Raw genomic sequence first — 13,282 nt, 5'->3', positions numbered from 1 at the left:
TTCCGACGAGCGCCAGCGAGGAGGACGCGTGAGCGACGCCGTCCTGCCGGCACCCGAGGCGCACGGGCACACCCACGCCGATGTCTCCGGCGGGTGGCTGCGCGCGGCGGTGTTCGGCGCGATGGACGGGCTGGTGAGCAACACCGCGCTGGTGGCCGGCGTCGGCGGTGGGGGTGTCTCCTCGCGGGCGATCGTGCTCACCGGGTTCGCCGGGCTGATCTCCGGCGCGATCTCGATGGCGCTCGGCGAGTACACCTCGGTCAAGACGCAGAACGAGCAGCTCGACCTCGAGGTCGACAAGGAACGCCGGGAGATGGAGCGCAACCCGGCCGGCGAGGTGGAGGAGCTGGCCGACATGATGCGCGCCCGCGGCGTGGACTCCGCGCTCGCGGACGAGGTGGCCGAGCAGCTGCACCGCGACCGGGAGGCGGCGCTGCGGCTGCACATCGTCGCCGAGGTCGGGATCAACCCCGCCGACAAGCCGTCGCCGTGGGTCGCCGCGTTCTCGTCGCTGCTGACCTTCTCGATCGGCGCGGTCTTCCCGCTGCTGCCGTACCTGTTCGGCTTCCCGCTGCTGTGGGTGGCGCTGCTCTCCGGCGGCGTCGGCCTCTTCGTCGCCGGCGCGCTGTCCTCGCGCTTCACCCCGCGGCCGTGGTGGTACGCCGGGCTGCGCCAGTTGCTGTTCGGTGCGGTCGCGGCGGGCGCGACCTACCTCATCGGCCTGGCGATCGGCACGACGGTCAGCTGAAGCCGCGGCCCGTCAGGCCCGGCTCGGACGGCCTCGTCGCAGGGCCCCACGGCGAGCGTGCGAGTCGTGGGGGGCGACGAGGTCCTTCACTTCGCGCGCCAGGCGTTCTTCCGGCGCACCCGGTCCAGCAGGAAGACCAGCACCATCAGGGCGGCCGTGCCGATCAGCCAGACGTTCTCCACGTTGCCCTCGTGGTTGCCGATCAGCAGGGCGAGGATGAACACCGCGGCCAGCCACCAGGTGCGGCGGCCCCACTTCCCCATCTCGCCGTGCCAGCCCCAGTCCTCGGGCCGCTCGTGCTCCACAGGGTGCTCTCCGGCACGGACGACGGCCTCCTCGCGGCCGGGCTGGTTCACCCGGGTCGTCGCGGGGCTGTGCGAGCGCGATTCCTGGACCACGGGCGTCATCTTGCCAGTACCGGCGCTCGGGAAACCGCCCGGGACGGCCGCGCGCGTCGTCGGGGAGACTTCGGGTGTGAGCGGACAGCGGCGTGAGCATCGCAGCGAGGAACGAGCGAGGAGCGGAGCGACCCGCGGGAGCGAACCGGGGGCATGGTGAGTGCTCCCCGTGAGGTCACCGTGCTGGGTTCGACCGGCTCGATCGGCACCCAGGCGATCCAGGTGGCGCGGCAGAACCCCGACCGGCTGCGGATCACCGCGCTGGCCGCCGGCGGTGGGGACGTCGGGCTGCTGGCCGAGCAGGCGCTGACCCTCGGCGTGCGCACCGTCGCCGTCGCACGCGCGACCGCCGCGCAGGACCTCCAGCTGGCCTTCTACGCCGCGGCGCAGCAGCGCGGCTGGGCCTCGGGGGAGTACGCGCTGCCGGAGATCCTCGCCGGGCCGCGGGCCGCCGAGGAGCTGGCCGCCCGCCCGGCCGACGTCGTCCTCAACGGGATCACCGGCTCGATCGGGCTCGGGCCCACGCTGGCCGCGCTGCGGGCGGGGAACACCGTCGCGCTGGCCAACAAGGAGTCGCTGGTGGCCGGCGGCGACCTGGTGACCGCCGCGGCGAAGCCGGGGCAGCTGGTGCCGGTGGACTCCGAGCACTCGGCGCTGGCCCAGTGCCTGCGCGGCGGGCACGTGAGCGAGGTGGCGCGGCTGGTGCTCACCGCCAGCGGCGGGCCGTTCCGCGGCCGCACCGCCGCCGAGCTGGCGGACGTGACCGTCGAGGACGCGCTCGCCCACCCCACCTGGGCCATGGGGCCGGTCGTGACGGTCAACTCCGCGACCCTGGTCAACAAGGGCCTCGAGCTGATCGAGGCGCACCTCCTCTTCGACGTCCCCTACGCCGACATCGACGTCGTGGTGCACCCGCAGTCGATCGTGCACTCGATGGTCACCTTCACCGACGGCGCGACGATCGCCCAGGCCAGCCCGCCGGATATGCGGCTGCCGATCGCGCTGGCGCTGGCCTGGCCGGACCGGCTGCCCGACGTGCAGCCGGCGCTGGACTGGTCGACGGCGAGCACCTGGGAGTTCGCGCCCCTCGACGCCGACGCGTTCCCGGCGGTCCGGCTGGCCCGGCGGGCCGGGGAGGCCGGCGGCGTCGTCCCGGCGATGTTCAACGCGGCCAACGAGGAGGCCGTCGCGGCCTTCCTGCGGCGCGAGCTCGCGTTCACAGCCATCGTGGACGTCGTCGCGCGTACCCTCGACGCCGCGCCGGAGCTCGGCGCACCCACGTGCGTGGAGGACGTGCTGGCCGCGGAGAAGTGGGCCCGGGAGCACGCCCGCGCCGCCATCGCCGGAGGCTGACCTGTCCGCACTGCTGACCGTCCTGGGGATCGTCGCCTTCGCGATCGGCCTGCTGTTCTCCATCGGCTTCCACGAGTACGGCCACTTCTTCTGGGCGCGGAAGTTCGGCATGCGCGTGCCCCAGTTCATGGTCGGGTTCGGCCCGACGGTGTTCTCGCGCAGGAAGGGCGAGACCGAGTACGGCGTCAAGGCCGTGCCGCTGGGCGGCTACATCCGCATCGTCGGCATGATCCCGCCCGCCGAGGAGGGCGAGAGCACGCGCGCCACCCGCATGCGCCGGTTCATCGCCGAGGTGCGCGGGCAGGCGCTCAACGACATCCGCCCCGGCGACGAGGGCCGCGTGTTCTACGCCAAGCCCTGGTGGCAGCGCGTGATCGTCATGTTCGCCGGGCCGTTCCACAACCTGGTGCTCGCGGTCGTGTTCTTCACCGTCGTCCTGACCGCCGTCGGCACGAACGTGTTCACGACCACCCTCGGCAGCGTCCCCGCCTGCGTGCTGCCCGCGGGGGCGGTGACCGCCGGCGACGAGGACCCGTGCTCCGAGCCGATCGTCACCTCCGGTGCCGACGCCGGGCAGCGGTGCACCGAGGGGACGGCGGGCTGCGCGCTGCCGCAGGAGAGCCCCGCGGCCGCGGCCGGCCTGCGCCCCGGCGACACGATCGTGGCGATCGACGGCAGCCCCCTGGAGACCGACGCCTTCGACAGCTGGACGACGGTGCAGGAGGCGATCCGCAGCGCCCCGGGCCAGGACGTCGTCCTCACCGTCGAACGGGACGGCGAACGGCGGGACGTGACCGTCACCCCGATCGAGAACACCGTCTACGTCGAGGCCGGCAGCGACGAGACGACCACCGCCGGCTACCTCGGGGTCAGCCCGACCGCGGGGTTCGCGCGGCAGTCGTTCGCCGACGTGCCCGGCTACTTCGGGATGGTGATCTCGCAGTCGGTCGAGAAGCTGGTGCAGATCCCCGAGCGGATCCCGCAGCTGTTCCGGGCGGCCTTCCTCGGCGAGGAGCGCGACCCGAACGGCCCGATCGGCGTGGTCGGGGTCGGCCGCATCTCCGGGGAGGTCTTCGCCCAGGAGGACTGGACCGGGCAGCAGAAGGTCAGCCTGTTCCTCAGCCTGCTCGCCTCGATCAACCTGGTGCTGTTCCTGTTCAACCTGCTGCCCATCTACCCGCTCGACGGCGGGCACATCGCCGGCGCGCTGTACGAGAAGGCCCGGTCGACCGTCGCGCGGCTGCGCGGCAAGCCCGACCCGGGGCCGTTCGACATCGCCCGGCTGATGCCCGTCGCGTACGCGGTCGCCGGGGTGTTCCTCGTGCTCTCGGCGCTGCTGTTCATCGCCGACGTGGTCAACCCGATCACCCTCGGCTGAGGCAGCGCAGCAGGTCACAGGGCGGTCGGCGGCACCCGGCGCGCGGGCGGGCGATACTAGGAGCCATGGCGATCCCCGTCAGCCTCGGCATGCCCGCGGCGCCTCCGCCCGTGCTCTCCCCGCGACGCAAGACCCGGCAGCTGGACGTCGGAGGGGTCGGCGTGGGCAGCGACTTCCCCGTCAGCGTGCAGTCGATGACGACCACGAAGACCGCCGACGTCAACGCCACGCTCCAGCAGATCGCCGAGCTGACCGCCGCCGGCTGCCAGATCGTGCGGGTCGCCGTCCCGGACACCGACGACGCCGAGGCGCTGCCGGCCATCGCGAGGAAGTCGCAGATCCCGGTGATCGCCGACATCCACTTCCAGCCGCGGTACGTGTTCGCGGCCATCGACGCCGGGTGCGCCGCCGTCCGCGTGAACCCGGGCAACATCAAGAAGTTCGACGACAAGGTCGGCGAGATCGCCAAGGCGGCCGGTGACGCCGGCATCCCGATCCGGATCGGCGTCAACGCCGGCTCGCTCGACAAGCGGCTGCTCGCCAAGTACGGCAAGGCCACGCCGGAGGCGCTGGTCGAGTCGGCCCTGTGGGAGTGCTCGCTGTTCGAGGAGCACGGCTTCCGCGACATCAAGATCTCGGTGAAGCACAACGACCCGGTCGTCATGGTGCGGGCCTACGAGCTGCTCGCCGCGCAGTGCGACTACCCGCTGCACCTCGGGGTCACCGAGGCCGGGCCGGCGTTCCAGGGCACGATCAAGTCCGCCGTCGCCTTCGGCGCCCTGCTGAGCAAGGGCATCGGCGACACCATCCGCGTCTCGCTCTCCGCCCCGCCGGTGGAGGAGGTCAAGGTCGGCACCCAGATCCTGGAGTCGCTGAACCTGCGCGAGCGCGGCCTCGAGATCGTCAGCTGCCCGTCCTGCGGGCGCGCGCAGGTCGACGTCTACAAGCTGGCCGACGAGGTCACCGCCGGCCTCGACGGGCTGGAGGTGCCGCTGCGCGTCGCCGTCATGGGCTGCGTCGTCAACGGGCCGGGCGAGGCCCGCGAGGCCGACCTCGGCGTGGCCTCGGGCAACGGCAAGGGGCAGATCTTCGTCAAGGGCGAGGTCGTCAAGACCGTCCCCGAGTCGCAGATCGTCGAGACGCTCATCGAGGAGGCCATGCGTCTGGCGGGGGAGCAGCCCGCCGAGGGTGCGCCCCCCGGCTCGCCCGTCGTCACCGTCTCCTGACGGTCCCGTGCTCGGCACCCCGACCGCCCGCGTCCTCGACGAGTCCGACGAGCGCGCCGTCACCCGGCTGCTCGCCACCGACCCGGTCGCGGCCTGCGTGATCGCCGGCCGGGTGGAGGCCGCGGGCACCGACGCCGCCGCGCTCGGGGCGCCGCTGTGGGGGATCGGCAGCGGCAGCAGCCTGGACGCGGTGTGCCTGGCCGGGGCCAACCTCATCCCGTTCGCCGTGCCGGGGGCCGAGCGCGCCGCCGCGACGGCGTTCGCCGAGCGGGCCCGCCGGACCGGCCGCCGCTGCTCGACCATCGTCGGCCCGGCGACCTCCGTCGACCCGATGTGGGACCTGCTCGCGCCGTTCTGGGGCCCCTGCCGCGACCACCGCCCGCGCCAGCCGCTGATGGCCATCGACGGCCCGCCCGCCGTGCCCCCCGAGCCGCGGGTGCGCCCGGTCCGGCTGTCGGAGCTCGACCTGCTCATGCCGGCCGCGGTCGCGATGTTCACCGAGGAGGTCGGGGTCAGCCCGCTGCGCACCGACGGCGGCGTCGGCTACCGCGCCCGCGTCTCGGAGCTGGTGCGCGCCGGGCAGTCGCTGGCCTGGATGGAGGGCGGCGAGGTGCTGTTCAAGGCCGAGATCGGCGCGGTCTCGCGGGCCGCCTGCCAGATCCAGGGGGTCTGGGTGGCGCCGGCCTACCGCGGCCGGGGGGTCGGCACGGCGGGGACGGCGGCGGTCGTCGAGTACGCCCGCGCCTCGATCGCGCCGGTGGTGAGCCTCTACGTCAACGACTTCAACACCGCCGCGCGCGTGGCCTACCAGCGGGTCGGCTTCCGCGAGGTCGGCCGGTACGCCAGCGTCCTGTTCTGACCACGGCCGTCCGCGCCGCAGGGGGTGTCGGGCGCCGCGCCGTCGGGCCACCATGTGCACTGCCCGCACCGGGGCAGCCGTCCCACGGCGGGCCGTCCTCCCGGGAGCCGCGATGACCGCAGGGCTGATCGAACTGGTGGAGCACGAGCCGCAGCGCGTGGCGGTCGTGCACGGGCACGTGGGGAACTCCGAGTTCGACGAGTTCCTCACCCGCGCGTACGACGAGGTGCGGGCGCTGCTGGCCCGGCAGCACCTGACCGCCGTCGGGCCGCCCTTCGCCCGCTACCGCGCGACCGGGCGGGGCCTGGACGTCGAGGCCGGGCTGCCGGTCGAGGACGACGTCCGGCCGGCGGGGCGGGTGACCGTCGGGACCCTGCCCGGCGGCCCCATGGTGACCGCGGCGCACGACGGCGACCACAACACCGTCGGGTTCACCTACGAGACGCTGCGGGAGTGGCTGGCCGGCAACGAGTACGTGGCGACCGGCGACCCGTGGGAGTCCTACGTCGACCTGCCGGGCGCCTCCGCGGTCACCGTGGTGACCGTGCCCTGCCGCCGCCTCCCGCCGGTGCCGCCGCCCCCGCTGCACGTCTGACCGGCGGCGCCTCCGCGGGTCCGGACGGATCCGGTCCGCGGGTCTGCGACAGTGACCGGCGTGCACATCCGTCGGCGCTCGGGCCTCCTGCTGACCGCGGCCGTCCTCGCCGCACCCCTGCTCACCGCCTGCTCCGGCGGCTCCGAGGACGACGTCCGGGCGGCGGCGCAGGAGTTCCTCGACGCGTGGGCCGGCGGGGACACCGCCGCCGCGGCCCGGCTCACCAGCGACCCCGACGCCACGACCGCGCTGCTCGACCAGACCGCCCAGGACCTGCCCGACGCGACCCTCACCGGTGAGCTCGGGCAGGTCGCCGTCGACGGCGAGGACGCGACCGTGGCCTGGACCGCCACCTGGGACCTCGCCGCCGCGCCCGACTGGACCTACGAGGCGACGCTCGGCCTGCGCGAGGCCGAGGACGGCTGGCAGGTGGTCAGCGCGCCCACCGTCGTCAACCCCGAGCTCGCGGAGGGGCAGCGCCTCCAGCTGACCCGGTTGCTGCCCGAACGCGCGCCGATCACCGACGCGACCGGCGCCCCGCTGTTCACGCCCACCGAGGTGGTCAACGTCGGCGTCGACCCCGGGCAGGTGACCGACCTGCCGGCGCTCGCGGCCTCGCTCGGTGCCGCCACCGGGGTCGACCCGCAGCAGATCGTCGCGGACGTCCAGGGCGCGCAGCCCGGCCAGTTCGTCCCCGTCATCACGCTGCGCCGGCCGGACTTCGAGGCGATCCGCGCCCAGGTGTTCGACCTGCCCGGCGCCGTCTTCCCCACCGAGACCCGGCTGCTCGCGCCGACGTCGCGCTTCGGCCTCGCCCTGCTCGGTCGGGTCGGCCCGGCGACCGCCGAGATCCTCGAGGAGTCGCAGGGCGAGGACGGCGAGGCGCCCTACGCCGCCGGCGACCAGCTCGGCCTCTCCGGTCTCCAGCGCGCCTTCCAGGAGGAGCTCACCGGCACGCCCGGCTTCACCGTCGACGTGGTCAGCCTCGACGAGAGCACCGGCGACGAGGGCCGCGAGATCGCCTCGGTCGCCCCCGCGGCCGGGACGCCGGTGCAGACCCCGCTGGTGCCGGCGGTGCAGCTGGCCGCCGACGCCGCGGCGGCGACGCAGACCCTGCCCACGCACGTCGTCGTCGTCCGCCCCGGGACCGGGGAGGTCCTCGCCGTCTCCTCCAACGCGGCCGCCGACGCCGGCAACGCCCTGCGCGGCCAGTTCCCGCCCGGGTCGAGCATGAAGACCATGACGGCGACCGCCCTGCTGTCGGCAGGCGCCGTCACCCCCGACACCCCCGTGCCCTGCCCGGGCACGACCACCGTCGAGGGCCGCGAGTTCGAGAACGAGGACCGGTTCGACCTCGGCACCGTGCCGTTCACCGAGGCGTTCGCCCAGTCCTGCAACACGACCTTCATCCAGCTCGGGCTCCAGCTGCCCGACGACGCCCTGGCGCAGGCCGCGGCGGCGTACGGCGTCGGCACCGAGTGGGACCTGCCGATCGGGATCTTCAGCGGGGCGGTGCCCGCCGACGCCACGGGCACGACCAAGGCCGCCGACCAGATCGGGCAGGGCGAGGTGCTGATGAGCCCGGCGCAGATGGCCCTGGTCGCCGCCGGCATCGCCAGCGGCACCCCGGCCCCGCCGGTCGAGGTGGTGGGCGGGGACCCGGCCGGGACGGCGCCGACCGGTCCGCCGGCCGGGGTGCTCGACGCGCTGCGGCCGCTGATGCGGCAGGTCGTGCTCAGCGGCACCGCCACGGCGCTGGCCGACCGCGGCGAGGTCTACGGCAAGACCGGCACGGCCGAGTTCGGCAGCGGCGACCCGCCTCCCGCGCACGGCTGGTTCGTCGGCTACCAGCTGGGCGGGCCGCAGGGCGACATCGCCTTCGCCGTCCTCGTCGAGGGCGGCGGGTCGAGCAGCGCCGCCGTCGCGATCACCGACACCTTCCTGGGCAACCTCGGCTGAGGGGCCCTTCACCAGATGTGCCGGAAGCACCGGGCCTCGTTGCGCTGGTAGCGGGCCCGGGTCATCGTCAGCACGACGTTGAGCACCGGGTTGGCCGCCCGGGCGAACTGGTCGAACACCGGCTCGGGGAGCTCGTCGGCCAGCCACGGCACCAGGAAGGCGACCTTCCGCGGCGACCGCTCCGAGCTCGCCATGCGCTCGGCCGCCTTCCAGCCCTTCGCGGAGAGGTGCCGCTGCAGGATGGGCAGCGCCTCGGTCTCCTCGTGCGACAGGTGCCACGAGATGCTGTCGCCGGCGGCGTGGACGACCTCGGCGAGGTGGTCGCGCGCCTGCGGGGTGGGAGCGGCGGCCATCTCGGCGAAGGCGGCCGCGCAGGCGGCCAGCATCGGGTCGACGACGTCGTGCTCGGCCTCCATCTCGTCGAGCGTGAGGTGCGCGCCGCGATCGCCCTGGGCGTCGACGGCGGCGAACAGCTCCGGCCAGATCGCCGTGTCCTCGGTGACGTGGTGGTGGTGCAGGATCTCGCCGAACCGCTCCCAGCGGGCGGCCAGCGCCGCCCAGGTCTCCGCGTCGTCGACCGGGGTGGCGCGGCTGGCGGCGGCGAACCGGGACAGGTCGCGGCGGAAGCCGTGGTGGGCGACGAACATGCCGCTCAGGTCGTGCCGACCGGGTGCGGCGTGCACCTGACCGGGCAGGGCGAGCTGCGGCGGAGCGGACAGGGTGGCGGTCATGGGGTCCTCCTCGGGTGCCTGGTCCCGGGAGCGGTGCGTCCCGGGCAGGGAGGAGGTTTCGGGCGGGCGCTGAAGAAGCGCTGAAGTCGGCCGCTATCCCGCGGGGAGGCCGGGGAACGGCGTCGTCGTCGGGGCCCGGCCGGCCGCGGTGCGCCAGCCGACGGCCCGCAGCTCGGCGGCGCTGAGCTGCTCGACGGCGAGCAGCCGCACCTCGCGGTCGGCGGCCCCGGCCAGCACCCGCACCCACGCGCCGGCGACGCCGTCCTCGAGGACGACGGCCAGCGCCGCGGCGTCGGTGCCGGAGAGCACCGGGAACGGCAGCGCGTACGCGGCCTCGGGCGGCACCGGGTCGGCCCCCCGCTCGTCGAGGAGCGCCACCAGGCGGTCACGGGCGTCGCGGTGCGCGGTCTCGCCGGCGGCGGCCGGACCCCGGGCGTCGGGCGGCAGCGCGGCGCCGACGACGCCGTAGCCCCACACGGCGGTGTGCTCGGCGGCCAGCGCCTCGCCCAGCGCCTCGGTCTCGGTGCGCTCGTCGACCTGCAGATCGTCGGCCATCGGCTACGCCAGCCTCCCGCCCATGCCGCGCAGCCCGGCCGCGACGGACCCCAGCAGCGCCGCCCGTGCCCCGTGCTGGTCGAGGCAGGCGGCCGCGTGCGAGTCGGCGGCCGTGCTCACCTCGGTGCGCAGCCAGGCGCGCGCCTCCCCGGGCGAGGGAGGGGTGGCCCCCGCGGACCCGCTCGCCGGGGAGGGAGCCCCGGGCGCCGCGGCGCGCAGCCGGTCCAGCTGCTCCCCGGCCTGGGCGGCGAGGTCGGCCACCTGGCCGCCGAGGGCCGGGTCCGCGGTCGACGCGGCGGCGAACGCGGCGACCAGCGCCTCCTGCACCGCGACTTGCCCGGCCAGCTCGTCGGCCTGCTCCGGGGTGACCGGCGTCCCGCCGTCGTCGGACGAGGTGCAGCCGACGAGCAGCACCCCGAGCCCCGCGGCGGTGCCCGCGAGGAGGGTGCGCCGGGAGAGGACCGGGGGGCCGGAGACGGGGAGCGGGACCATCACCGCCATCCTGACAGCCCCTCCCGCGGGAGGCCGGGACGACGCCGGGAGCGCGCCGCGCCGTCCTCCCCGGGCGCGTCACAGACGTCCCGCCCGGCACGTCCGCCGGGTTCCCGGCTCCCCGACCCGGCGGCACGGCCGGGCGGTAGCCTGGCCTCTTCCCGCCGTCCGCGGCCGGACCGCACCCGGACCGCCCGGGCGGCGGGCCGCGCCGTGCCCGCACGCGTCCCGCAGGCGGCGATCGAGGAGGAGGAGCCCGTGCCCGCGTCCCGCGGCAGCCGACGGCCCGACCCGGCGACCGAGCGGCTGACCGGCTGGATCCAGCCGGTCGTCGACGCGGCCGGGTTCGAGCTCGAGGAGCTCGTGGTCACGCCGGCCGGCCGGCGCAGCGTCGTCCGCGTGGTGGTCGACCACGACGACGGCGTGACCCTCGACGACATCGCGGAGGTCAGCCGCGCCGTCTCCGCGGCCCTCGACGACAACGACGGCGACCTGGGCCGGGCTCCCTACGTCCTCGAGGTCACCAGCCCCGGCGTCGACCGGCCGCTCACCGAGCCGCGGCACTGGCGGCGCAACACCGGCCGCCTGGTCACCGTCGCGGTCGGCCCGGCCGGCGCCGCCGAGCAGGTCACCGCGCGGGTCACCGGCGTCGACGGGGACGGCGTCACCCTCGCCGTCGAGGCGCAGGGCAAGCCGGGGGCGCGGAAGCGGGCGCCGGTGCCGCGGCAGGTGCCCTGGGCGCTGCTGGGCACCGGCCGGGTGCAGGTCGAGTTCGGCCGGCCGGTCCCCGGGACGGCGGAGGACGCGACGGCGGAGGACGACGCGCGGGAGGATGACGCGGGGGACGACGGAGGAGAACGGTGAACATCGACGTGACCGCGCTCAAGGCGGTCGAGCGCGAGAAGGGCATCCCCGCCGACACGGTGATCGAGGCCATCGAGTCGGCGCTGGTGACGGCGTACCGGCACGCCGACGGCGCGGCCAAGCACGTCCGCGTGCACGTGGACCGCAAGACCGGGGAGGTGGCCGTGCTGGCCCAGGAGCTGGGGCCCGACGGCGAGGTGGTCCGCGAGTGGGACGACACCCCGTCGGACTTCGGCCGGATCGCGGCCAGCACCGCCAAGCAGGTCATCGTGCAGCGGCTGCGCGACGCCGAGCACGAGCAGACCTTCGGCGAGTACGCCGGCAAGGAAGGCGACATCGTCAGCGGCATCGTGCAGGCCGACCAGCGCCGCAACGCCAGCGGCGTGGTGATGATCGACATCGGCAAGGTGGAGGCCGTGCTGCCGGCGGCCGAGCAGGTGCCGGGGGAGACCTACGCCCACGGCACCCGGATCAAGGCCTACGTCGTCTCGGTCTCGCGCACGTTCCGGGGGCCGCAGGTCACCGTGTCGCGCACCCACCCGAACCTGGTGCGCAAGCTGTTCGCCCTCGAGGTGCCCGAGATCGCCGACGGCAGCGTGGAGATCGTGGCCGTCGCCCGCGAGGCCGGCCACCGCTCGAAGATCGCGGTCCGGACGAAGGTCGCCGGGCTCAACGCCAAGGGCGCCTGCATCGGTCCGATGGGGCAGCGGGTGCGCAACGTCATGAGCGAGCTGCACGGCGAGAAGATCGACATCGTCGACTGGTCCGACGACCCCGCCACGTTCGTCGCCTCGGCCCTGAGCCCGGCGCGGGTCAGCAGCGCCCGGGTCGTCGACCCGACGGCCAAGGCGGTGCGGGTGATCGTGCCCGATTACCAGCTGTCGCTGGCGATCGGCAAGGAGGGGCAGAACGCCCGCCTGGCCGCCCGGCTGACCGGCTGCCGGATCGACATCCGCAGCGACGCGCAGCCCGACGACCCGGCCACGCCCTCCCCGGGCGTCGGCCGGCCGCCGCTGCGCACCGGGGCTCCCCCCGGCCAGGCGCAACCCCCGAGAGGGGCAGGTCACCGGCCCCCGCCACGCCGGGCGGAACATCCGGGACCTGCCGCGCGCTAGAGTTACCGGTGGCCGAATCGTCGATCCCGGTGCGCACCTGCGTGGGCTGCCGGAAGCGTGTTCCGGTCACCGAGCTGCTGCGTGTCGTCGCCCGGAGCGGGACCCTGGTCCCGGATCCGCGGCGCCGGCTCCCCGGCCGGGGTGCCTCCGTGCACCCCACACCGGAGTGCCTGCACGCAGCGGAGCGACGCCGGGCCTTCGGGCGGGCGCTGCGCTGCAGCGCCCCGCTGGAGGCCGGTCCGCTCCGAGCCCACGTCCTCGGCGCCTCCCCGGAGTCGCTCGCGGGTGCGGACCGGGACGGGCGCAGCACCGCAGGACCAGCAGCACCCCGGGCGAACCGGCACCAGGCCGGTGAGCACATCGAAGTCAGGACGTCGTCGGATGAGTCAGCCGTGAAGTCCCAGCGATGACCATGCACCACTAACGACCAGGTCGAGCGGGTGAGCCGCCGGCCTCGAAGAGGAGATCCGTGCCAGGCAAAGCCCGCGTACACGAACTCGCCAAGGAGTTCGGTGTCGACAGCAAGGCCGTGCTCGCCAAGCTCAAGGAGCAGGGCGAGTTCGTGAAGTCCGCTTCCTCCACCGTCGAGGCCCCCGTGGCCCGGCGGCTGCGTGAGGCCTTCGTCGCCGGTGGCTCCGGCGGCTCCAACGGCGGTGGCGCGCCCGCGCCGGCGCCCGCCCGTCCCTCCGCCCCGGCTGCTCCCGCGCCGCGTCCCGCGGCCGCGGCGCCGTCCCCGGCCGCCCCGTCGGCCCCGGCGGCCCCGGTGGCCCCGGTAGCGCGCCCCGCGGCCCCCACGCCCGGGCCGCGTCCGGAGCCCCGTCCCGCCGCGCCCCAGGCGCCGGCGGCCTCGGCCCCGTCCGCCCCGGCGCCGTCCCCGGCCCGTCCGGCGCCGGCTCCGGGTGCCCCGCGTCCGGGTGCCCCCGGTCCGCGTCCGGCCCCGGCCGGCGGCGCCGCGCCGGGTGCTCCGCGGCCCGGCGCTCCCGGCCCGCGGCCGGGTCCCCGTCCGGCT

Annotated in this window: 14 protein-coding genes and 1 pseudogene; 11 read left to right on the top strand and 4 right to left on the bottom strand. The window is 75.5% G+C overall.

The window, feature by feature from the left end:
• Nucleotides 1-28 precede the first annotated feature (28 nt).
• Nucleotides 29-748, top strand: coding sequence for a VIT1/CCC1 transporter family protein (locus ACI797_RS12880; protein WP_456859026.1), 720 nt, complete (start codon nt 29-31; stop codon nt 746-748).
• Nucleotides 749-834: 86 nt separating this feature from the next.
• Here the strand turns inward: ACI797_RS12880 and ACI797_RS12875 are convergent, their stop codons facing one another.
• Nucleotides 835-1,146 carry a DUF2631 domain-containing protein gene (locus ACI797_RS12875; RefSeq protein WP_456859025.1) on the bottom strand — a complete coding sequence of 104 codons (312 nt, stop codon included), beginning with the start codon at nt 1,144-1,146 and terminating at the stop codon, nt 835-837.
• A gap of 180 nt (nt 1,147-1,326) precedes the next feature.
• Here ACI797_RS12875 and dxr point away from each other — a divergent pair, with 180 nt between their 5' ends.
• The 6 genes from dxr to ACI797_RS12845 all read left to right on the top strand — a co-directional run bounded on the left by dxr (nt 1,327) and on the right by ACI797_RS12845 (nt 8,516).
• Nucleotides 1,327-2,499 (top strand): 1-deoxy-D-xylulose-5-phosphate reductoisomerase, encoded by a 1,173-nt coding sequence (dxr, locus tag ACI797_RS12870; protein WP_456859024.1) that lies wholly within the window; start codon nt 1,327-1,329, stop codon nt 2,497-2,499.
• A gap of 1 nt (nt 2,500) precedes the next feature.
• Nucleotides 2,501-3,877: a M50 family metallopeptidase gene (locus ACI797_RS12865; RefSeq protein WP_456859120.1), complete on the top strand. Its 1,377-nt coding sequence runs from the start codon at nt 2,501-2,503 to the stop codon at nt 3,875-3,877.
• A 65-nt stretch (nt 3,878-3,942) separates the two neighbouring features.
• Nucleotides 3,943-5,103, top strand: a complete 1,161-nt coding sequence (ispG, locus tag ACI797_RS12860) for a flavodoxin-dependent (E)-4-hydroxy-3-methylbut-2-enyl-diphosphate synthase (RefSeq protein WP_456859023.1) — start codon at nt 3,943-3,945, stop codon at nt 5,101-5,103.
• A 7-nt stretch (nt 5,104-5,110) separates the two neighbouring features.
• Complete coding sequence (locus ACI797_RS12855; protein WP_456859022.1) at nt 5,111-5,962, top strand: GNAT family N-acetyltransferase; 852 nt, start codon at nt 5,111-5,113, stop codon at nt 5,960-5,962.
• 112 nt (nt 5,963-6,074) lie between these two features.
• Nucleotides 6,075-6,557, top strand: coding sequence for a GyrI-like domain-containing protein (locus ACI797_RS12850; RefSeq protein ID WP_456859021.1), 483 nt, complete (start codon nt 6,075-6,077; stop codon nt 6,555-6,557).
• A 60-nt stretch (nt 6,558-6,617) separates the two neighbouring features.
• Nucleotides 6,618-8,516, top strand: a complete 1,899-nt coding sequence (locus ACI797_RS12845) for a penicillin-binding transpeptidase domain-containing protein (protein WP_456859020.1) — start codon at nt 6,618-6,620, stop codon at nt 8,514-8,516.
• An 8-nt stretch (nt 8,517-8,524) separates the two neighbouring features.
• On the opposite strand, the gene ACI797_RS12840 is transcribed toward ACI797_RS12845, so the two are convergent.
• From ACI797_RS12840 to ACI797_RS12830, 3 genes are all read right to left on the bottom strand, one after another.
• Nucleotides 8,525-9,247, bottom strand: a complete 723-nt coding sequence (locus tag ACI797_RS12840; RefSeq protein WP_456859019.1) for a hemerythrin domain-containing protein — start codon at nt 9,245-9,247, stop codon at nt 8,525-8,527.
• 93 nt (nt 9,248-9,340) lie between these two features.
• Nucleotides 9,341-9,802, bottom strand: a complete 462-nt coding sequence (locus ACI797_RS12835) for a ferritin-like domain-containing protein (RefSeq protein ID WP_456859018.1) — start codon at nt 9,800-9,802, stop codon at nt 9,341-9,343.
• Between the two features lie 3 nt (nt 9,803-9,805).
• Complete coding sequence (locus ACI797_RS12830; protein ID WP_456859016.1) at nt 9,806-10,294, bottom strand: hypothetical protein; 489 nt, start codon at nt 10,292-10,294, stop codon at nt 9,806-9,808.
• 258 nt (nt 10,295-10,552) lie between these two features.
• On the opposite strand from ACI797_RS12830, the gene rimP reads away from it, so the two are divergent.
• The 4 genes and pseudogenes from rimP to ACI797_RS12810 all read left to right on the top strand — a co-directional run.
• Complete coding sequence (rimP, locus tag ACI797_RS12825; protein ID WP_456859013.1) at nt 10,553-11,158, top strand: ribosome maturation factor RimP; 606 nt, start codon at nt 10,553-10,555, stop codon at nt 11,156-11,158.
• The gene (gene nusA / locus ACI797_RS12820) at nt 11,155-12,273 is read left to right on the top strand and encodes a transcription termination factor NusA (RefSeq protein ID WP_456540320.1); all 1,119 of its coding nucleotides are present in this window, start codon (nt 11,155-11,157) and stop codon (nt 12,271-12,273) included. Before rimP ends, nusA begins: the two co-directional genes overlap by 4 nt.
• Before the next feature lie 8 nt (nt 12,274-12,281).
• Nucleotides 12,282-12,683 (top strand): YlxR family protein, encoded by a 402-nt coding sequence (locus tag ACI797_RS12815; RefSeq protein WP_456859011.1) that lies wholly within the window; start codon nt 12,282-12,284, stop codon nt 12,681-12,683.
• A 59-nt stretch (nt 12,684-12,742) separates the two neighbouring features.
• Nucleotides 12,743-12,883, top strand: a pseudogene (locus ACI797_RS12810) (translation initiation factor IF-2 N-terminal domain-containing protein); the annotation flags it as partial.
• Nucleotides 12,884-13,282: the final 399 nt, after the last annotated feature.

The sequence above is a fragment of the Geodermatophilus sp. SYSU D00691 genome (assembly GCF_054050275.1).
Note: the sequence above shows the minus strand (reverse complement) of the source record. Positions and strands in the feature narration are given on the sequence as shown.

Bases quoted from the DNA above. Each gene is read 5' to 3' on its own strand.
- ispG (WP_456859023.1), top strand. From the start codon at position 3,943: ATGGCGATCCCCGTCAGCCTCGGCATGCCCGCGGCGCCTCCGCCCGTG.
- ACI797_RS12850 (WP_456859021.1), top strand. From the start codon at position 6,075: ATGACCGCAGGGCTGATCGAACTGGTGGAGCACGAGCCGCAGCGCGTG.
- ACI797_RS12840 (WP_456859019.1), bottom strand. From the start codon at position 9,247: ATGACCGCCACCCTGTCCGCTCCGCCGCAGCTCGCCCTGCCCGGTCAG.
- ACI797_RS12835 (WP_456859018.1), bottom strand. From the start codon at position 9,802: ATGGCCGACGATCTGCAGGTCGACGAGCGCACCGAGACCGAGGCGCTG.
- ACI797_RS12830 (WP_456859016.1), bottom strand. From the start codon at position 10,294: ATGGTCCCGCTCCCCGTCTCCGGCCCCCCGGTCCTCTCCCGGCGCACC.